The organism is Microbacterium sp. CH12i, from assembly GCF_000685355.1.
Taxonomy (GTDB): domain Bacteria; phylum Actinomycetota; class Actinomycetes; order Actinomycetales; family Microbacteriaceae; genus Microbacterium.
In genome coordinates this window covers 210,499-231,207 of sequence record NZ_JHET01000001.1, presented here as the reverse complement: position 1 = coordinate 231,207, position 20,709 = coordinate 210,499, and the positions used below count along the sequence as shown (strand labels likewise).

At 64.5% G+C, this 20,709-nt stretch carries 13 protein-coding genes and 5 pseudogenes; 5 read left to right on the top strand and 13 right to left on the bottom strand.

Annotation, left to right across the window (positions count from 1 at the left end):
* Positions 1–27 precede the first annotated feature (27 nt).
* The 4 genes from DC31_RS01285 to gabT form a co-directional block, all read right to left on the bottom strand.
* Positions 28–1,578, bottom strand: coding sequence for an APC family permease (locus DC31_RS01285; RefSeq protein ID WP_036276028.1), 1,551 nt, complete (start codon positions 1,576–1,578; stop codon positions 28–30).
* Positions 1,575–2,471 (bottom strand): universal stress protein, encoded by an 897-nt coding sequence (locus tag DC31_RS01280; RefSeq protein WP_036276027.1) that lies wholly within the window; start codon positions 2,469–2,471, stop codon positions 1,575–1,577. Before DC31_RS01280 ends, DC31_RS01285 begins: the two co-directional genes overlap by 4 nt.
* Positions 2,468–3,832 (bottom strand): flavin monoamine oxidase family protein, encoded by a 1,365-nt coding sequence (locus tag DC31_RS01275; RefSeq protein ID WP_036276026.1) that lies wholly within the window; start codon positions 3,830–3,832, stop codon positions 2,468–2,470. Before DC31_RS01275 ends, DC31_RS01280 begins: the two co-directional genes overlap by 4 nt.
* A 90-nt stretch (positions 3,833–3,922) precedes the next feature.
* Positions 3,923–5,284 (bottom strand): 4-aminobutyrate--2-oxoglutarate transaminase, encoded by a 1,362-nt coding sequence (gabT, locus tag DC31_RS01270; RefSeq protein ID WP_036276023.1) that lies wholly within the window; start codon positions 5,282–5,284, stop codon positions 3,923–3,925.
* A 106-nt stretch (positions 5,285–5,390) separates the two neighbouring features.
* Between gabT and DC31_RS01265 the strand changes: the two genes are divergently transcribed.
* Complete coding sequence (locus DC31_RS01265) at positions 5,391–6,941, top strand: PucR family transcriptional regulator (protein ID WP_152545303.1); 1,551 nt, start codon at positions 5,391–5,393, stop codon at positions 6,939–6,941.
* 15 nt (positions 6,942–6,956) lie between these two features.
* On the opposite strand, the pseudogene DC31_RS01260 reads toward DC31_RS01265, so the two are convergent.
* Positions 6,957–8,407: pseudogene (locus tag DC31_RS01260) on the bottom strand (helix-turn-helix domain-containing protein).
* Between the two features lie 146 nt (positions 8,408–8,553).
* Between DC31_RS01260 and aceB the strand changes: the two are divergent.
* Together aceB and DC31_RS01250 are read left to right on the top strand one after the other, a co-directional pair.
* Positions 8,554–10,208: pseudogene (gene aceB, locus DC31_RS01255) on the top strand (malate synthase A).
* Positions 10,209–10,334: 126 nt separating this feature from the next.
* Entirely contained in the window at positions 10,335–10,703 is a 369-nt protein-coding gene (locus DC31_RS01250) for a hypothetical protein (protein WP_036276017.1), read from the top strand.
* Positions 10,704–10,788: 85 nt separating this feature from the next.
* Here DC31_RS01250 and DC31_RS01245 read toward each other — a convergent pair whose 3' ends face one another.
* Complete coding sequence (locus DC31_RS01245) at positions 10,789–12,513, bottom strand: acyl-CoA dehydrogenase (protein WP_036276015.1); 1,725 nt, start codon at positions 12,511–12,513, stop codon at positions 10,789–10,791.
* 127 nt (positions 12,514–12,640) lie between these two features.
* Between DC31_RS01245 and DC31_RS01240 the strand changes: the two genes are divergently transcribed.
* Positions 12,641–13,855, top strand: a complete 1,215-nt coding sequence (locus DC31_RS01240; protein WP_036276014.1) for a pyridoxal phosphate-dependent aminotransferase — start codon at positions 12,641–12,643, stop codon at positions 13,853–13,855.
* Here the strand turns inward: DC31_RS01240 and DC31_RS01235 are convergent.
* The 5 genes and pseudogenes from DC31_RS01235 to DC31_RS01215 form a co-directional block, all read right to left on the bottom strand.
* Positions 13,852–14,247 carry a VOC family protein gene (locus DC31_RS01235; protein ID WP_036276012.1) on the bottom strand — a complete coding sequence of 132 codons (396 nt, stop codon included), beginning with the start codon at positions 14,245–14,247 and terminating at the stop codon, positions 13,852–13,854. The two genes, DC31_RS01240 and DC31_RS01235, sit on opposite strands and share 4 nt — an antisense overlap.
* Positions 14,248–14,270: 23 nt before the next feature.
* The gene (locus DC31_RS01230; protein ID WP_036276011.1) at positions 14,271–15,407 is read right to left on the bottom strand and encodes a UDP-N-acetylmuramate dehydrogenase; all 1,137 of its coding nucleotides are present in this window, start codon (positions 15,405–15,407) and stop codon (positions 14,271–14,273) included.
* 17 nt (positions 15,408–15,424) lie between these two features.
* Complete coding sequence (locus DC31_RS01225; RefSeq protein ID WP_036276010.1) at positions 15,425–15,823, bottom strand: MaoC/PaaZ C-terminal domain-containing protein; 399 nt, start codon at positions 15,821–15,823, stop codon at positions 15,425–15,427.
* On the bottom strand, positions 15,820–16,287 hold the full coding sequence (locus DC31_RS01220; RefSeq protein ID WP_036276008.1) for an FAS1-like dehydratase domain-containing protein: 468 nt from the start codon (positions 16,285–16,287) through the stop codon (positions 15,820–15,822). The genes DC31_RS01225 and DC31_RS01220 overlap by 4 nt, the downstream gene beginning before the upstream one ends.
* A 31-nt stretch (positions 16,288–16,318) precedes the next feature.
* Positions 16,319–17,117: pseudogene (locus DC31_RS01215) on the bottom strand (sulfite exporter TauE/SafE family protein).
* Between the two features lie 170 nt (positions 17,118–17,287).
* Here DC31_RS01215 and DC31_RS01210 point away from each other — a divergent pair.
* A pseudogene (locus tag DC31_RS01210) lies at positions 17,288–18,861 on the top strand (AMP-binding protein).
* Between the two features lie 65 nt (positions 18,862–18,926).
* On the opposite strand, the gene rplQ reads toward DC31_RS01210, so the two are convergent.
* Positions 18,927–19,646: a 50S ribosomal protein L17, sunset domain variant gene (gene rplQ, locus DC31_RS01205; protein WP_036276006.1), complete on the bottom strand. Its 720-nt coding sequence runs from the start codon at positions 19,644–19,646 to the stop codon at positions 18,927–18,929.
* A gap of 34 nt (positions 19,647–19,680) precedes the next feature.
* Positions 19,681–20,669 (bottom strand): annotated as a pseudogene (locus DC31_RS01200) (DNA-directed RNA polymerase subunit alpha).
* Positions 20,670–20,709 lie beyond the last annotated feature (40 nt).

Here is a 20,709-nt window from a genome sequence, read left to right as displayed (position 1 = left end):
CTCTCTTTCCGTGAAACTGCGGGGGTGTTAATGCTTGCGACGACGCAGGCTAGCCGGCGCATCCATGGAGAGCGTCTCACCACGGAAGAAGGCCGGGCGCTTGATCGCCTGCCAGATCATGATGACGATACCGACGACGATGACGGTCACGCCGAGGATGAACACCAGACCGACGCCGCCGATGTTCGATCCACTGCCGTAGTCGGGGTTCATGCTGTCGACGAGTGTCATCACGAACAGTGCCGCGAGGATGACCCCGCCGACGAGCGGGAACAAGAAGGTGAAGAAGAACGTCCGTGTCGTGTCGAACCACTGCTTGCGGAAGTACCACACGCAGGCGAAGGCCGTGATCCCGTAGTAGAAGCAGATCATCATTCCGAGCGCCGTGATGGTGTCCCAGAGGACGTCCTCGCTGATGAAACGCATCACGGCGTAGAACGCGGATGCCACGATCGCGGCGATGATCGTCGCGTATCCCGGTGTGAAGAATCGCGGGCTCACCTTGGCGAAGCTCGCCGGAAGAGCCCCGTAGTGGCCCATCGCGAGAAGCGTACGTGCGGGTGACACAAACGTCGACTGCAGAGAGGACGCCGAGCTCGTCAGCACCGCCAACGACACCAGGAACGCGAGCGGGCCGAGAATCGGGCCAGACAGGTAGAAGAACACGTTGCTCTGGATGTCTTCGTTGCCGAGTCCTAACTCGCCCGTGCCGATGCCGGCGAAGGACAGCAGCGCGATCGATAGCAGCAGGTACAACACCACAATCGTGATGACGGTGAGGGTTGCCGCACGTCCTGGAGTCCGTTCGGGGTCTTTGGTCTCCTCGTTCATCGTCAGGGTGACATCCCACCCCCAGAAGATGAAGATCGACAGCGAGAGTCCGGCGACGATCGCACCGACCGATCCGATCTCAAGCGGGTTGAACCAGCTCAGCTCGACGGGACTCGCATCAAAGGCGTTTCCCTGCGCGACCTGAACGAAAGCACTGATCGAGAAGAACAGCAGCACGAGCAGTTGGAAGCCGACCAGGTAGTACTGCAGCTTCTGGGTGGTCTGCATGTCGCGATATGAGATGAGCGTCGCGCCGAGCATGAAGAGAAGACACACGGCCACGTTGATGAAGGGATTGAACGCGAGCTCGGCGATGTTGCCGGGGCTACCGGCGATCTGATCGATGAGCAGGAACAGGAACTCGACGGCGATGCCGGCGAGATTGGAGAGGACGAGGATGGTCGCCGCGATCAGGCCCCAGCCCGCCATCCATCCGACCCACGGACCGAAGGCGCGAGCGGCCCATGTGAACGAGGTGCCGGAGTCGGGCATCGTGCGGTTGAGTTCGCGATAGCCGAAGGCGACGAGGAGCATCGGGATGAACCCGATCAGAATGATCGCGGGAACCTGGAAGCCGACCTCTGACACGGTCGGGCCGAGAGCCGCGGTGAGGGTGTACGCGGGTGCGATGCACGAAATGCCGATGACGACGGCGCCGATGAGGCCGACTGTTCCGGCGCTCAGCCCTTTCTGGGAGAGTCCGCCCGTGACGGGAGCGGACTCTTCGGTGTGCGGCGTGGTGCTCATGTGCGGTCTCCTTCGACCTGGGCACCGCTGCGGGTGCGTGGCACAACGATCATGGGTACGGGGAGCACGTGCAGCATCTTCGCTGCGGTGGATCCGAGGAAGAGCCGGCGCGGCTGGGCGAGCCGACTCGAGCCGACGAGAATGATCTCGCCGGGAAGCCAAGACAGGTGCGTGACGGCATCCTCGACGCTGTCACCGGGTGCCTGCTCAACCGTGGCGGTCACCCCTTCGGGCAGGGCGTCTTTCGCTGTTGCCAATATCTCGTCGGCGTGGGTGCCGGTGGCCACGCGGATTGCTCCGGTATCGAGCCCAGGCGGAACATCGAACGGCACCAACGACACCAGGCGGAGCGTGCTTGCGCTGTCTGCGGCGAGCGCCACTGCCTCGTCAAGCAGCGCGTCAGCACCCGTTCGCGTGCCGAGTGCGGCCGTGATCCGCGGCATGACGTAGCCGTCTTCTTTCGCGGTTCCTGAGGGCGCCAGCGCGACGGGAATCGGCGAGGAGTGCAGCAGAGCGGATGCTACGCCCCCGAGCCGGTGACGCCCGAGAACGGCTCCGCCCGCGGCACCGATGACGATCAGCCTGGCGCCGAACTCTTCGCCGGCTGCGATCAGGCCTTCGGCGAACGACTCGGCGAGTCTGACATGGCCGCTGCGAGTGAGGTCCTGCGGAAGTTTCGCCGTCGCGTCGGCGAGCCACTTCTTGCCCTGGCGGCGGATGACATCTTCATAGGCGCGCTCCGGCGGAACTGCAGCGCTACGGGTGCCCTCGGAGGGGAGCACGATCACCAGATGCAACCGGGCGTCTAGGCTGCGGGCGAGACGCGCACCGAGCGCTGCGGCGTCGGCGCCGGCATCCGTTGCGGTGTACCCGACAACGATTGCGCCGCTCATTCTGCGCCTCGGCTCGCATCGACGATGTTCGTCGCGACCAAGTGGCCCATGCGAATCGCACCGTCGACGTGCTGGTATCCGGCACCGGCAAGGTCGCTGCAGGCGAAGTGGATCGGCCCGACGGGGGTACGCAGATCTGCGCCGTAGCGGTGCAGCCCACCGAGATCGAAGCTCGCGGCGTAAGCGCCGCGCGTCCACTCCTCACTCCCCCAGTCGCTCTCGTAGTAGACGACCGGGTTCATCGCTTCTGGCCCGTAATAATGCGAGAGGGATTCGAGAATGTGCTGCTTGCGATCCTCCGCAGACATCTCGAACACCCTGTCGGCGTGCGCGTCCGAAACGAAACCGACAAGGGTGCCCCGCTCGTCGCCGTGGTTGGTGTTGTCGTAGGCCTCGTGCACAAGCTCGTACGGGCTGAACGCGGTGCCGCTGAGGCCCTGCTCTCGCCAGAACGGACGGTCGTACACTGCGTGCACCTTGATGACGAATCCCATCGAGAGATGCTGGTGCAGCTGGTGCTGGCGACGCGGCATCGGGGGGACGAAGGAGATGCGGCTGTACAGCACCGGCGCATGGGCGAGAATCGCGAAACGCGCCTTGACTGTGAGGTCGTCGGTCGTTGCCGTGACGCCAGCCTCGCCCCATTCGAGCGTGCGCACGGGCTGGTTCAGCAGCACGTCGTCACCAAGACGCTCGGCGAGCAACAACGGCACCTGTTGGAGTCCTCCGACGACACGCTCATCGAGGATGAAGTCCGCGTCAACAAGGTTCGTGAAGCTGCCAGCGGATGCCGCCATCAGCAGCGCCTGCAGCGTGGAGAAAGCGTGCGCGGGCTTGGTGAGCATGGCACCGGCGATGAAGAGGGCGATGTTGTCGCGCGCCTCTTGGTCATCGGTCTCTTGCGCGAGCCAGGCCTCGAAAGAGATCTCATCGAGGGCGGCAGCGTCGGGGTGCTCCCACGGACGGTCGGCGTCAACTTCTGCGACCATCGCATCGAGCTTGTCGATGAGGTCGACCATGATCTTCTCGGTCTCAGGTGCCACCGGGAAGATGTCTCCCGTGAACCGGGTCAGCTCCCCGGACGGGCCGATGTAGACGCTCTCGCCCTCGCGATAGCGCGAATAAGTAGCCAGACCGAGTTCGGCGATCGTCTCTTTCAGCGCTTCCTGATCCGGCGAAACCCATTGGCCGCCGATCTCGAGCATTGCTCCATCGATGACATCGGTCCACAGCCGCCCACCGACGCGATCGCGTGCTTCGAGGACGGCAACCGAAAGGCCGGCTTTTCGCAGATCGTTGGCAGCGGTGAGGCCCGCAGCCCCCGCGCCCACGATGAGCACATCCCTTGTGATCTCAACCATCAGCAACTCCTTTGTCGAATGTGTGGTCGTTCTGTGCAGAAGTGCCGACCGCGACCCGATATCCCCCGATACGGACCACAGCCGGACGTTTTATGCGGCCGCGAGCACCTCGGCGACGATGTCGAGTCCTTCGTTCAGCAGGTCGTCGCCGATCGAAAGAGGAGGGAGGAAGCGGATGACGTTTCCGTAGGTTCCGCAGGTGAGGACGATCACGCCCAGTGCGATGCATGCCTTCGCGACCGCGGCAGTGAGCACGGCATCCGGGGCCTTCGTCGCTGGGTCCACGAATTCGGCGGCGATCATCGCGCCATGGCCGCGGATGTCACCGATGCGCGCGTCGGTCTGCTGAAGTGCGGCGAGGCGCTGGATGAGGATTGTGCCGATCTCGCGAGCGCGTTCGATCACACCGTCGTTCTCGAAGATGTCGATGGCTGCGAGAGCCGCGGCACAGGCGATGGGGTTGCCGCCGTATGTGCCGCCGAGACCACCGGCGTGCGAGGCATCCATGATCTCGGCACGACCGGTGACCCCCGCGAGCGGGAGGCCCGCGGCGATACCCTTGGCCGTGGTGATCAGATCGGGTTCGATGCCGAAAATCTCGCTGGCGAACATGTGCCCGGTGCGTGCGAAGCCGGTCTGCACCTCATCGGCGATGAAGACGACGCCGTTCGCGCGGCACCAGTCGGCGAGCGCAGGCAGGAAGCCGTCGGCGGGAACGATGAACCCGCCTTCGCCTTGGATCGGCTCGATGATGATGGCAGCGAGGTTATCGGCACCGATCTGCTTCTCCATTTGCAGGATCGCGCGTTCCGCAGCTTCGACCCCGGACAGGCCGTCGCGGAACGGATACGACATCGGGGCGCGATACACCTCGGGCGCGAACGGTCCGAAACCGCTCTTGTACGGCATCGACTTGGCCGTGAGCGCCATGGTGAGATTGGTGCGGCCGTGGTAGCCGTGGTCGAAAGCGACGACAGCGGGTCGGCCGGTGTACTTGCGGGCGATCTTGATCGCGTTCTCTACGGCCTCGGCGCCGGAGTTGAACAGCGCGCTCTTCTTCGCGAACTCTCCGGGGGTGAGCCGGTTCAGCGCCTCGGCGACCTCGATGTATGACTCGTAGGGCGAAATCATGAAGCACGTGTGAGTGAACTGTGCAGCTTGAGCGGCGACAGCGGCGCCCACCTTCGGGTGCGCGTTACCGACGGTCGTGACGGCGATGCCGCTGCCGAGATCGATGAAGGAGTTGCCGTCGGCATCCACGACCACGCCACCGCCCGCAGCGACAGCGGCGATCGGGACGGTGTGGCCGACTCCGGCCGGGACGGCATCCGCCTTGCGCGCAAGGATCGCCGCAGAGCGCGGCCCCGGAAGCTCCGTGACCAGGCGACGCTCCTGCGGGAGGTCTGGTCCGCCGAGCGGTGTTGCTGTCGTCGTCGCGTCGAGTAGTGCCATGTTCGTGAGCGTAGGCCGGACTCCCTTGCGGCGCACTCGCCGCCCAGTACAATTTGATTGAACGACTCGCCCGCTCGTATAACATGCGTGTATAACAGAGGATGCCGTGGACCAGCCGACCCTTCGTGCGCTACTCGGCCGAAGTGACCTCGGGCTGCGACTCATCTCCCCCGCGGCCACTCTGCCGAGTGGCGCGCTCGACCGACCGTTGCGCTGGGTGCACTCCTCCGATCTCGCCGACCCCACGCCGTTCCTCGCCGATGATCTGGCTCTTCTCACGACCGGCACTCAGTTCGACGATGACGATGTCGCCAGCATCGACGCTTATGTCGCACGCTTGGCCGGCCGCGGCGTCATCGGGTTGGGCTTTGGCACCGAGGTGCAGCGTCCAGGGATTCCGGAGCACCTCGTCAGCGCCTGCATCGAGGCGAGCATCCCCCTGTTCGAGGTTCCGTACGACACTCCCTTCATCGCTGTCGCCCGCGCACACTCCGAGTCGATCGCGGCTCAGACGTATGCGCGGCGAACCTGGGCGCTGGACACGCAGCGGGCACTCGCGATCGCTGCTCTCCGCCCGCACGGCCTCGAATCCACGCTCACAGAACTATCTCGGCGCCTCGGACACTGGGTCGGAATGTTCGATGCGACCGGACTCCTCGTGCACGAGCATCCCCGTCAGCACTTCCCCCGAGAGGACGCCGCCACCCTCGCCGCCCGCGCCACCGAGCTGATCAGCCGAGGCGCTCACGCCAGCCAGTCGTTGACTCTCGGAGCAGAGTCGCTCACGGTTTTCACGCTCGGGCGCACCGGGCACCTTCGCGGCGTGATCGCCATCAGCACCGCATCCCTCGATGCAGAAGCGCGCGCAGTGGTCACCTCGGTCATCGCCATGGCGGGACTCGCCCTCGAACAGAACGATCAGCTTGAGCGTGGACGGCGGCGGCTGCGGTCTCAGGTGCTCGCCTCGCTGTTGCTCGATGACCCGACCCTCGCCCGCCATGTGCTCGGCTCCCTGCCAACGGCGCCCGTCGTGCTGGCCGTCGCAAACGCGGATGCCCCAGCAGATGCCCTCGTCGAGTGGTGGGAGCGCCAGCACACTGAGAACGGCACGGCAATCTTCGGCGCCTCCTCCAAAGTCGGAATCACTATGTGCGTGTCCGCCTCCGACCAGGGCCTGTTCGATGAGATCGCCGAGCGCTTCGGAATCCGGCTCGGCGTCTCTGAGCCAGAGGGATACTCAGCATTCTCGCGCGCACATGCGCAGGCCGTGGCCGCGCTTCGGCATCGCGGCGCCGGGAGCGCTGGCACTGTGACTGCTGGCGCTGTGGCTGGTGGCGCCGTGGCTCGCGGCGCCGGCGCTGTGCGCTACGCGGACACCGTGGCTGCCAGCATCCTCAGCGCTTTCGCCACCGATGAGGCGCGTCTTGTCGCCGCCTCGCGGCTTGCGCCGCTGCGCGACCATCCCGATCTCGAACGTTCTCTGCGCGTCTGGCTTGAGAATGATGCGCGCCTCGAGTCAGCGGCGGTTGCGCTCGGCATCCATCGTCATACTTTGCGAGCTCGAGTGGCGCAGGCATCCGCGTTGCTCGGGCAGGATCTCTCGTCGTTTCCCGCCCGCGCCGAGCTCTGGGCCGCACTGCAGACCGCCCGCGACTGACGCCCGCCCGACAGGCTAGCGCGGCGCGTGCGCCTCCAAGAACTCATACACATCGGTCGTATCGCGCCCGGGAACGACCCGGTCGGCAGCGTCGCCAGCAGCGTACGCGGCGTCTTCACGTTCGGCCAGGAGTGCTCGCGCCAGCGTTCCTCGAGGTCGGCGGGGGCCCGGCGGCAGCAGACTTCGACCGAGTGCTTCGAAACTCCGCGATTCTGGGTGTCCCGACCGACGAACCACTTCGTGTCATCGAAGCGCACCCCGACGCTCACCGAGTGCAGCCCTTCACTGGATGCTTCGACTCGAGCCGTGCACCAGTACGTGCCGTTGCCGGTATCGGTGTATTGGTAGTACGGGTTGAAGCGGTCATCCTCGTCGAACACCACACGGCTGGTCCACCTACGGCAGCACATCTGCCCCTCGATCGACCCGAGCCGATCGGTCGGAAAGTTCACGTCGTCGTTCTCGAAGGCTTTGGTGATGGTGCCCGACTCGTGCACCTTCAAGAAGTGCACGGGAATATCGAGGTGCCGCGTGGCGAGATTCGTGAAGCGGTGCGCGGCCGTCTCGTACGAGACCGAGTACGTGTCACGCAGGTCTTCGATAGAGATCGCCCTGCGCGACTTGGCATCTTTCAGAGCGGGCACGACATGCGCTTCCGGGATGAGCAGCGCACCGGTCAAGTAGTTCGTCTCCACGCGTTGGCGCAAGAACTCTGCGTAACTGCGGGGCTCTGAGTGCCCCAGCATCCGACTCGACAGCGCCTGCAGAACCGCGGTGCGCGCATCACCCTTCGCGGGCACTTGACTCGACAGGTACAGGCGGCCGTTCGCGAGGTCGGCAACGCTGCGCGTCGACTGGGGTAGGTCGGCGGCGTAGTGCAGCGTGAAGCCGAGATAGGCAGCGATTTCGGATGCCGTGCGCTGAGTCAGCGGACCACCCGGGTGGTGCACGGCATTGAGGATCTCTGCGGCCTTCGTCTCAAGATCTGCAAAGTGGTTGTCCTGCCGCCGCATGAGATGCCGGAGTTCGACGTTGGCGCGACGGGCCTCTTCCGGGGTCGCAGCACGCTCATCGCGAAGGCGATCAATCTCGCCGTGCAATGCGAGCAGCGCCTTCAGCGCCTCGGTCGGCACACTCTTGGCGATGCGGAACGGATCGATCCCGAGCGACTGGAAAGTCTGCCCTTTCATCGCACGCTCAAGCGCGATTTCCACAGCGCTGCGCTCATCGAGCGGTCCGCCCTCAAGCAGCGCATCAATACCAGTACCGAGCGCGCGGGCAATGGCCTGCAGCAGGGTGAGCTTCGGCTCACGCTTGCCGGTCTCGATCATCGACAGCTGGCTAGGAGCTCGCTCTACCGCTGCCGCGAGGTCTTCCAGCGTCATCCCGCGTGCCGTGCGGAGCTGTCGGATGCGCCGGCCGATTGTGAGGGCGTCGGTGTCTTCTGCAGCTTCAGCGATGGCCATGGGGCCGATTCTGTCACGAAAACAGAATTTTGAGCAATATTCTCCCCTGAATTGTTCGGGTGCGGGTGCGAACTTCACACAGAGTAGGTGTCAAGCCACTCACTCACTGCGACAGGCTCAGTGACCGGAACCGAAAGCGAGAAGCCATGACTACTCCCACCGCTCCCCCAACGACTGCTCCTACGCAGACCATCAAGCAGGGTCCAGCGCTCGAGGTCACTGGGCCCGCTCACGACCGCTTCGATGAGATTCTCACGCCGGAGGCACTCGCCTTCCTGACCGAGCTGCACCACCGTTTCAGCGCCCGTCGCCACGACCGGCTTGCTGATCGGATGCGTCGCCGCTTCGAGATCGGCAATGGCCACGACCCGCGCTTCCGTGACGACACTCGGCACATTCGTGACGATGCCGACTGGCGCGTCGCCGGCGCCGGCCCCGGTCTCGGGGATCGTCGCGTTGAGATCACCGGCCCGACCGACCCGAAGATGACCATCAACGCTCTGAACTCTGCGCCCGCGTGTGGCTCGCTGACCAAGAGGATGCCACGAGCCCCACCTGGAGCAACGTCATCGGTGGCCAGCTGTCGCTGCGAGACGCGATCCGCGGCGAGCTGAGCTTCACGAACGAAGACGGAAAGACCTACGAGGTCACCGCCGAGCGCACCCCGACGATCGTGATGCGGCCGCGCGGGTGGCATCTGGTCGAGAAGCACCTGACCTTCATCGATCGCTCGGGCCGCAGCATGGCGGCATCCGGTTCGCTGGTCGACTTCGGTCTCTACTTCTTCCACAACGCCAAGGCGCTGATCGACGCGGGCCGCGGCCCGTACTTCTACATCGCGAAGCTCGAGTCGAGCGAAGAGGCGAAGCTGTGGGACGACGTGTTCACGTTCGGTGAGGACTACATCGGGATCCCGCACGGCACGATCCGCGCAACCGTGCTCATCGAGACGCTGCCCGCAGCGTTCGAGATGGACGAGATCCTGTACGAGTTGCGTGATCACTGCGCGGGCCTCAACGCCGGCCGCTGGGACTACATCTTCTCGATCATCAAGAACTACCGCGGTCGCGGTGCACGTTTCGTGCTGCCAGACCGTTCCGAGGTCACGATGACTGTGCCGTTCATGCGGGCATACACCGAACTGCTCGTGAAGACCTGCCACAAGCGGGGTGCCTTCGCGATCGGCGGCATGAGCGCATCGATCCCCAGCCGCCGTGACCCTGAGGTGACCGCGCGCGCTCTCGAGAAGGTCGCTGCCGACAAGAAGCGCGAAGCCGGCGACGGATTCGACGGCACCTGGGTGGCGCACCCCGACCTGATCCCCACCGCACAGGCCGAGTTCGACGCGGTTCTCGGCGATCGGCCGAACCAGATCGACCGGCAGCGCGATGACGTGCACGTACGTGCGGAAGATCTGCTGAACCTGCAGATCGGCCGCCCGATCACCGCTCAGGGCGTACGCGACAACGTGTCGGTGGGCATCCGTTACATCGAGGCGTGGATCCGCGGACTCGGTGCGGTAGCAATCGACAACCTGATGGAGGATGCCGCGACCGCAGAGATCAGCCGTTCGCAGGTGTGGCAGTGGATCCACCAGGATCGCACCACCGAAGACGGCACCCGCATCACGCCTGACTACATCGAGAGTCTGATCGCAGAAGTGCTGGGCGAGGTTTCGCGCACCGAGGATGACCGCTTCGATGACGCTGCTGATGTGTTCCGCGAGGTCGCCCTGCAGAAGGAGTTCCCCGCGTTCTTGACGCTGGGTGCGTACTCGCGGTTCCTCGTCGAAACCGCCTGACGCCGAGACTTCAGTTTCTGCACGAGAAACGTCCTGTCCGCACGTGTTTCATGCGGCAGGACGTTTCTCGTGTGCGGGCTGTGGATAACTCCGGAGAGGCGCGGGCAGAATCGGTACCGTTTGGGCATGTACGAGCTTCCGAACGCCGCACCGGCCACTTCCGCACGCCGACGCAGTGTGGCCCGCGCCCTCCTCATCGCCGGCGCGATCGCCTCAATGGTTGGGCTCCTCGGCAGTGCGATGATGCTCACCGATCCCGATGAGGTCGCTCCAGAGTCGCTGCTGATACCAATGCTGTTCGTGTACTTGTTCGCGTTCACCTGGTGGGCGGTCGCCGCGGCATTGATCACCGGCATCCTGCTCAGCGTCAGCGTGCCAAACCGGCAGCCGCTGCTGGTGTGGGGCGTGGTCGGAATGCTTGCTTTCGTCATTGCCGTGGCACTGCTGGCGTCAGCCGGACTTTTTCCGTGGCCGTTCCCGCCTCGGCTCGTGTAGTCGGACACGGGCTCAGGCATGTCACAGAAACAACGACCAGTGAACAACCGAGGCCGCCACTAGTCGGACATGCCGACCGGCGATGTCAGGCGACCTCACCCGCCGCCACGGTCTCGGCGAGCGCGTGCACGCGCGGCAGGTGGTGCGCACCGTAGAAGTCTGCGGCGGTCAGGCGGCCGGCATCCTGCGCCTCGGCGGTCGCGTGCGCGAGCACGGCGACGACGGCGAAGGCATGCATCCAGCCACCGGCGAGGGTGCCCAGCAGCATCAGATACGGCACGCTCACAGCGTAAGCGTCGCGCGGCGACCCGGCGAAGCCCTGCACTGCGGCGGTCGCCCGACGACTCGCATCCACTGCGCGGGTGAGGCGCTCAGCGGTGCGCGAGGCGACCGGATGCTCGTACCCGCGAAGCTGCGCAATGGTCTCGTCGATCTGCTCGAACAGCGACTCGGCCGTCGCTCCCTGATCGCGCAGCACCTTGCGACCGACGAGGTCGTTGGACTGAATTGCGGTCGTGCCCTCGTAGATCGGCATGATGCGCGCGTCGCGGTAGTGCTGGGCGACGCCGGTCTCTTCAATGAAGCCCATGCCGCCGTGCACCTGTATCGCATCCGAGGTCACCAGGAGAGCATCCTCGGTCGCCCAGCCCTTCAGAATGGGGACGAAGAACTCGGCGAGCGCGCCCGTGCCGTCAGTCCCCGAACGGTCGAACAGGTCGCCGACGAAGACTCCGAGCGCACGCATCGCGTAGATGCGGCTGGACATCGACAGCAACAACCGCTGCACATCGGGATGCTGGGCGATCGGCGTGCCGGCCGGACGCTCGAGCACCGAGCCCTGCAGACGCGAGCCTGCGTAGCTCACGGCCTGCTGGTACGCGCGGTCGGAGATTCCGGTGGCTTGGAAGCCCATCCCCGTACGTGCCGAATTCATCATCACGAACATGCCGGCAAGACCGCCGTGCAGATCACCCACGAGGTAGCCGGTGGCGTCTTCATACGCGAGCACACAGGTCGGGCTCCCGTGAATGCCGAGCTTGTGCTCGATGGCGACGGTCGTAACGGCGTTGCGCTCGCCCAGCGTGCCATCCTCGTTCACCAGGACACGAGGTGCGACGAAGAGCGACAGTCCCTTCGCGCCCTCTGGTGCGTCGGGGGTGCGTGCCAGCACCAGGTGCACGATGTTCTCGGCGATGTCGTGGTCGCCCCAGGTGATGAAGATCTTCTGGCCGCGGATCGCCCAGCTGCCGTCGCCACGCGGCGTCGCCATGGTGCGGATGGCGCCAAGGTCAGTGCCGGCTTCTGGCTCGGTGAGGTTCATCGTTCCGGTCCACTCGCCGCTGACGAGTTTGGTCAGGAACTTCTCTCGCAGCTCAGGAGAGGCGACGGCATCCAGTGCGTGAATCTCTCCCGCTGTGAGCAGCCAGCACAGCGCGAATGCGGCGTTCGACGCGTTCCAGATCTCGCCGAGACCGGCACGCACTGTGCCGGGCAGTCCGTCGCCTCCGGCCGAGGCGGGCGCTTCGGCGGTGATCCAGCCGGCTTCGACGAACGCGCGATACGCCTCGGCAAACCCTGCCGGGAGGTGCACATTTCCGTCGACGAGCTGCGCGCCCTCGCGATCGCCGATGGTCTCCAACGGTGCGAGAACGGATGCGGCGAACTCGCCAGCACCGGCGATGATCTCGGTGGCGTCTTCTGCGGTGAGCTCGCCGCCGGTGCCGCGGGCGACCAAGTCGACGCCGAATGCCTCGCGGTAGAGGAAGGCGTAGTCGTATACGGGCGGCTCGTACACTGAATCGGCGGCCATGGCGCACTCCTCACACATCAACAAAGGTCGGGACTGAGGGCCAGTCTACGCGAAACTGAGTATCAATCACTAGAGCAGTTGCCTGCGCACACTCACGCATCCAGACGCGCGCGAGTAGGCTCAGAGCGTGACCGAACGCGCACCCCTCTCTCGCAAATTGTCCGCCATCGCCGAGTCGGCAACGCTCAAAGTAGATGCCAAGGCCAAGGCCCTGAAAGCCGAGGGCAAGCCCGTCATCTCCTATGCCGCTGGCGAGCCCGATTTTGCGACGCCGCAGTTCATCGTGGATGCCGCAGCCGTTGCTCTCGCAGATCCCGCGAGCTACCGCTACACGCCCGCGCCCGGCCTGCCGGCGCTGCGCGAGGCTGTTGCGGTAAAGACCCTCCGCGATTCTGGCCTTGAGGTCTCCCCCAGCCAGGTCATCGTTACCAACGGCGGCAAGCAGGCCGTGTACCAGGCGTTCCAGGCCGTGGTGAATCCGGGTGATGAGGTGCTACTGCCCGCACCGTACTGGACCACTTACCCTGAGGCGATTCGCCTGGCAGACGGCATCCCCGTCGACGTCTTCGCCGGTGCCGACCAGGACTACAAGGTCACGGTCGAGCAGCTCGAGGCCGCTCGCACCGCACGCACCACAGTTCTCGTGTTCGTGTCGCCGTCGAACCCCACCGGCGCGGTCTACACGGCTGAAGAGACGAAGGCGATCGGCGAGTGGGCGCTCGAGCACGGCATCTGGATCATCTCCGACGAGATCTACCAGAACCTCACCTACGAAGGCGTCAAGGCCACCTCGATCGTCGAGGCGGTGCCGGATGCCGCTGGCCAGACGATCCTCGTGAACGGGGTCGCCAAGACCTACGCGATGACCGGATGGCGCGTGGGCTGGATGGTGGGCCCCGCCGACGCGATCAAGGTCGCTGGCAACCTGCAATCGCACCTGACGAGCAACGTGAACAACGTCGCCCAGCGCGGCGCGATTGCAGCCCTCACCGGACCCCAGACCGAGGCTCAGCAGTTCCGCGAGGCTTTTGACCGCCGGCGCCGGCTGATTGTGGCCGAGCTGTCGAAGATCGAAGGCGTGCGGGTGCCTAACCCGCTCGGAGCGTTCTACGTCTACCCCGATGTGCAGGGGTTGCTTGGTCGCGCCTGGCCCACCATGGCTGGGGGCAGCGTCACGCCGACGACGTCGCTAGAGCTGGCCGACTTCATTCTGGAGCAGGCCGAAGTTGCCGTCGTCCCGGGTGAGGCGTTCGGCCCCTCCGGGTACCTGCGCCTGTCGTACGCTCTCGCCGACGACGCTCTACTCGAAGGCATCCAGCGCCTCCAGCGCCTGTTCGCCTAGACCTGGTAGCCGAGCAACCAGCGGATGCCGTAGCGGTCAGTAACCTGGCCGTCGAAGTCACCCCACGGGCGCTGCTGCAGCGGATCAATCGCCGTGCCACCGTCCGACAGCTTCGTGAACCAGTCGTGGAGCACCTCAGGCTCTGCCGTACCGAGCAGTGAGAAGCTCGCGCCGACGATGTGCACGGCATCATCTGTTGGCCCGGCATCCGCTCCGAACAGTTCGACCGTCCCCTGCAGCATGCCGTGCCCGATCGCATCCGCCGGGCCATCGGTGCGCTGGGCGTCTGCATAGGTGTAAAGCACGAGTTCGCCACCGAACACCGACTGGTAGAAGTGCAGGGCCTCTGCAGCATTGCCGGGAAAGAACACGTACGGGATTAGTCCGCTCATCCCGCGAGCATACCCGGCTCGAGTTACAGCTCTACGTCGACGAGCACTGGTTCTGGCTGCAGCAACAGTCCGAATTCGGCGTGCACTCTGGCCTGAATGAACCGGGCGAGCTCTGCGATCTCACCGGCGCTCGCGCCACCACGGTTGGTAAGCGCGAGCGCGTGCTTGGTCGAAACTCCCGCGCGTGAGCGTGGCAGCTTGAACCCCTTCGAGATGCCCGCATGTTCGATGAGCCAGCCGGCACTGACCTTCACTTCACTGCGCACAGTGCTCGTCGGCGGCACGTATCCTTCATATGCGCCGAGCGGAATGATGGTGACCGCGTCGAGGTCTGGCGCCACCGGCCAGCGGGGGCATTCGGGCGGAAGCTGACGCGCCACCGACTCCGCCACGATCGCGTTCTGGAAGAACGACCCGGCACTGCTGGTGTCGGGGTCATAGGGATTGAGCAGCATGCCCTTCGACGCGCGAATGCGCAGAATCTCGTCGCGCACCAAGGCCAGCGGCACCGGCTTCTCGTCAGTGAGCCCCAACGCACGGCGCAGCTGTTCACCACGAACGATGCGTCCGGCTTCACCGACCTCAGCGAGGTCAAGCGTGACCGAGAGGATGACTGCGTGACGCTGTGGAACGCTGCCGTAGTGGTGCTTGAACACCGAGGTCCGAAATCCCAGCCCGAGCTCAGACGCCGGCACCGTCGAGACTTCGCCGGTCAACTCGTCGATCAGTTCGACTTCGACCAGCGTCTCCTGAATCTCCTGCCCGTACGCGCCGACGTTCTGCACGGGGGCGGCTCCCACGGTTCCGGGGATCCCACTCATCGCCTCAACACCAGCCAGGCCATGCTCAACCGTGTATGCGACGAAAGCATCCCAGTCGTGCCCGGCCTGTATGCGCACGCGAACCAGGCCTGCATGCGGCGACTCGAGCCGCTCGATGCCCGAGGTCAGCACGCGAATCACGGTTCCCGCATATGGTTCATCACCAACGAACAGGTTCGAACCGCCACCGAGCACGAACCACTCTTCGCCGCGCGACCACACCTCGCGCAGAGCGTCGATGAGCTCCGGGGTGGTCGTGGCGTCCAGCATCCGTTCGGGGGCGGCACCCGTGCGCAGCGTAGTCAACTGCGAGAGTGGAATCGGGGTGATCTCTGTCATCTCAGCGAACCGGTCGTTCAGAGGGCGACGCGCAGCTGCGCCTTGACGAGCACGGTGACCTCATCGCACTTCACGGTGAGGTCGATCCGCGCCGATATCTCATCGACGGCGCCGACCTTCGCAAGCACCGTCACGTCTGCGCCGTTCTCCGCGTCCACCACGACGGGGCGGGTGAAGCGCACGCCGTAGTCGATGATCTTCGTGTCGGCATCGAGTGACGAGATCACCACGGACGACGCAATACCCATGGTCAGCATCCCGTGCGCGAGCACGCCAGGTAGGCCGACGGATGCCGCAACGTCGTCGCGATAGTGGATGGGATTGAAATCTCCCGAGGCGCCCGCATAACGAACCAGTGATTCGCGGGTCAGGTGGATCGTGCGCTCGGCGATCACGTCTCCGATGGCGTAGTTCATGCGTCTACCTCCCCTACGTTGTCATCCGAGCCGACCAGCAGCACAGTGGTGGCGGTCACGACATGATCGCCCGCGGCGTCAGAGATCTCGGACTCACTGGTGATCATCGCGTTGCCTGCCATCATGCGGATGCCGGTGACCTTCAGCTGCGCGGTGAGCTCATCGCCAGCGACAATCGGGCGTGTGTAGGCGAATCGCTGCTCAGCATGGATCGTGCGGGACAGTTCGATTCCGGATCCAGGCTCATTGAGCAGCTGCTGCAGCGTGAGGTCTTGAACCACCATCGCGAAAGTCGGCGGTGCGACGACATCGGGGTGACCGAGTGCGCGTGCCGCCTCGACGTCAGTGTGCAGCGGAGCATCGGCGAAGACGGCTCGGGCGAACTCGCGCACCTTCTCGCGACCGACCAAGTATGGCTGCGTCGGCGGGAACTCCCGGCCGACAAGTTCGGAGTTGACGGGCATCCATCGAGTCTACCGACCGGATGCCACACCCTCAGCGCTTGCGCCCGCGGAGCGCCTTGATGGTCATCTGCACGGCGATCGCACGAGATATACGACAAACAACATGCTGCCGGTGAACGGGTCGATGCGCGTCGCCAGCCAGGCGCCGAGAGCCGTCATCGTGCACGCCGAGAGACCGATGATCCCCGCTGCCAGTAGGTCGACGTTGCGGTGGCGCAGGTTGCCGATCGTGCCAGAGATGGCCGTCGGGATCATCATCATTAGCGACGTGCCCTTGGCTTCGAGGTCACTCGTGCCGAACGCCAGCATCAGAACGGGGACGATAATCACGCCACCGCCAACGCCAATTGGCCCGCGATGACACCCGTGCAGACTCCGACGAGGGCGAGGGCTACGCCGTTGATCCATCCGAGCTCGAACACGGCATCCCTCGAAGGGACCACGAGGAAGAGGCTCACGATCACGAGCACCAGGAAGCCAACGAAGCCCCAACGCAGCGCGGTCTGTGAAATGCGCGGCAGCAGTCGGGTGCCGATCTGCGCACCGATGACGGCCCCGCCAGCGAGGATGATCGCGGGGACCCAGGCGACTGAGCCCGACGCGGCGTACGAGATCACGCCGACACTCGCGGTGGGAACAATCGCGGCGAGCGAGGTTCCGGCGGCGAGGCGTTGGTCGAACGGCAGCAGCAATACGAGAAGCGGAACAATGACAGTGCCGCCGCCGACACCGAAGAGGCCAGAGAGCAGGCCAGCGATAAGACCGATAGCTACGAAGGTGATGTAGGCCCTGGGGCCGCGAACTCTCGCCGCGACTTCGCCTTCACCCATGTGCTGTTCCTCTCGCCCATGCCGAAGCTCGACCGGTGAATCCAGCCTACTGCGGCGTAACATGTGCTCATCACGCCGCCCGCGAGGATGCTTGGGGCGCGGTGCATAAATGTGCGAGGCTGACTCGCATCGCCGATGACGTGTCGGCCCACAGGATCAAAGGAGATCTCATGGTTCGCAGTTCGTACCCCGACGTGGAGATTCCCGCACTCTCCGTATACGACTATCTTTTCGGCGATCTGGACGAATCACGTCTGGATGCCGTTGCCATCATCGATGGAACGAGCGGCGCCACCACCACGTACCGGCACCTTGTCGGCCAGATCGGGCTCTTCGCCGGGGCGTTGGCCGCACGCGGTGTCGGCGTGGGCACCACCGTCGCCGTTCTGTGCCCGAACGTCCCCGCGTTCGCCACCGTCTTCCACGGGATTCTGCGCGCGGGCGCCACGGCGACGACCATCAACTCGCTCTACACCGCCGAAGAGATCGCGAATCAGCTCACCGACGCGACGCCACGTGGCTGATCACCGTCAGCCCGCTGCTGCCAGGGGCGAAAGCCGCCGCCGAAAAGCTCGGAATCGACGCGGGCCATCTCATTGTCCTCGACGGAGCAGAGGGTCATCCATCTCTCCCTGCGCTTCTGGGAGAGGGCTATGCCGCACCCAATGTCTCGTTCGACCCTGCAACACATCTCGCAGTGCTGCCCTATTCTTCCGGCACCACAGGGCGACCGAAGGGCGTCATGCTCACGCATCGCAACCTTGTTGCGAACGTCAGTCAGTCCCGAACGACAATCTCGCTCGGCGACGATGACCGTGTCCTCGCAGTCCTTCCGTTCTTCCACATCTACGGAATGACCGTGTTGTTGAACTTTGCACTGCGCCAGCGCGCCGCGCTCGTGACACTGCCGAAGTTCGATCTCACCGAGTTCCTTCGCGTCATCTCTGAGCACCGCACGAGCTGGGTGTTTATCGCGCCGCCGATCGCGGTGGCATTGGCGAAGCATCCGCTCGTCGACCAATACGACATGTCTGCGGTAAAGGTCATCTTCTCGGGAGCCGCACCCCTCGACGGCGCGCTCGCGTCGGCGGTCGCGAAACGTCTCGGTTGCATCGTGGCTCAGGGGTACGGTATGACCGAGACCAGCCCGGTCACTCACGCGATCCCCTACGACCGCGATGACATCAATCGCTCGTCCGTGGGCCTCCTGCTCGCCAATACTGAGGCGCGTCTGCTCGATCCAGAGGATAGGTCAGAGATCGAAGTGCCGGCCGCCGGTGTGAGTGCGCCTGGCGAGCTGCTGATCCGCGGTCCACAGGTGATGAAGGGCTATCTGAATCGTCCGGACGCGACCGCAGAGATGCTCGATGACGACGGCTGGTTGCACACGGGCGATGTCGCCACGGTGACGAGCGACGGGATTTTCCAGATCGTTGACCGGTTGAAGGAGCTCATCAAGTACAAGGGATATCAGGTGGCCCCCGCCGTACTCGAAGCGGTGCTGCTCGAGCATCCAGCGATCGCGGATGCCGCTGTCATCGGTGCACCAGATGAGGACGGCCAAGAGGTGCCGAAGGCCTTCATCGTCGTCCAACAGGGTGAGACGCTCGATGCGGATGCCGTAATGGCTTATGTCGCGTCGCACGTCGCACCACACGAGAAAGTCCGTCAGGTCGAGTTCGTCGACGCCATCCCGAAGTCGAGCTCGGGCAAGATTCTGCGCAAGGATCTGCGCGCGCGCTGAGCCACTGTTAACGACGAAACCCGCCACTCCGAAAAGGAGCGGCGGGTTTCGTCAATTGCGTGAGATTACTTGCCGGCCTCTACGAAGCCTGCAGCCTCAGCAGCCTCAGCGGTGCGGAACCACACCTCGGCGACAGTCTGCTCGTACCACTGACCATCGGGACGGTGGAACTTCATCGAGTCCTTGTTGCCCTTGATGTCGAAGCCCTCGGGAGCCGAGCCATCTTCGTTCGCAGCAGCGGAATCTGCACCGAATTCGTTCGACTCGGTGTCGACGATCGCGGCGGCGGCAACAGCCTCTGCAGCTGCGCCCTCCTCCTGCGACTCGGCGCCGGCGTCAGCCTTGTCATCCTTGGCGGGCTTCTCAGCCTTGTCAGCCTTCTCCGTCTTCGGAGCAGCCTTCGAGGTCGCCTTCTTCTTCGGGGTGACGGGCTCGAGGACGAGCTCGATCACTGCCATCGGGGCGTTGTCGCCCTTACGGAAGCCGACCTTCGTGATGCGGGTGTAACCGCCCTCACGCTCGGCGACCAGCGGAGCGATCTCGGCGAAGAGAGTGTGCACGACACTCTTGTCACCGATGATGCCCAGAACGCGACGACGCGCGTGCAGGTCTCCGCGCTTGGCGAAGGTGATCAGTCGCTCAGCGACGGGACGCAGGCGCTTGGCCTTGGTCTCGGTCGTCTTGATCGACTTGTGGGTGAAGAGAGCCGCTGCGAGGTTGGCAAGCAGCAGGCGCTCGTGTGCGGGGCCGCCTCCGAGGCGGGGACCCTTTGTGGGCTTAGGCATATTGGTCTAACTCCTGGTCAGAATTTCGGGAAGGTCAGAAGGACTCGTCTTCGCCTGCGCTGTAGAAGTGGGCGCCATCAAACCGGGCACCGAATCCTTAAGCGACAGACCGAGCGAGATGAGCTTGTCGCGCACCTCGTCGACCGACTTCTGGCCGAAGTTGCGGATGTTCATGAGCTGCGTCTCCGACAGTGCCACGAGCTCGGACACCGTGTTGATGCCCTCACGCTTGAGGCAGTTGTAAGAGCGAACCGAGAGGTCAAGGTCTTCGATCGGCATCGACAGTTCGCTGGAGAGGACGGGCTCTACAGGTGCCGGGCCGATCTCAATGCCCTCAGCCTCGACGTTCAGCTCGCGAGCGAGACCGAACAGTTCGGTCAGGGTCTTCGCGGCCGAAGCGACAGCATCGCGCGGGACGATGTTGTTCTTCGTCTCGACATCCAGGATGAGCTTGTCGAAGTCGGTGCGCTCACCGGCACGAGTTGCCTCGACACGGTAGCTGACCTTGAGGACCGGCGAGTAGATCGAGTCGACAGGAACTTGCCCTGCCTCGGCGTACTCGTTGCGGTTCTGGGTCGCCGAAACGTAGCCGCGGCCACGCTCGATGGTGAGCTCAAGCTCGAACTTCGCGGTGTCGTTGAGAGTCGCGATGACGAGCTCGGGGTTGTGAACCTCGACACCGGCCGGAGCCGAGATGTCAGCGGCGGTAACTTCGCCCGCACCGGTCTTGCGCAGGTACGCAGTGATCGGCTCGTCGCGCTCACTCGAAACAACGAGTTGCTTGATGTTCAGGATGATCTCAGTGACATCTTCCTTGACACCGGGGATCGTGCTGAATTCGTGCAGCACGCCGTCGAGGCGGATGCTGGTGACAGCAGCGCCGGGGATCGACGAGAGCAGGCTGCGACGCATTGCGTTGCCGATGGTGTAGCCGAAACCGGGCTCGAGCGGCTCGATGATGAACCGGCTGCGGTTCTCGGCGATCTTTTCCTCGGTCAGTGTGGGACGCTGTGCGATGAGCACTCTGTGTTCCTTTCGATCACATGTCCGCTATATGACATGT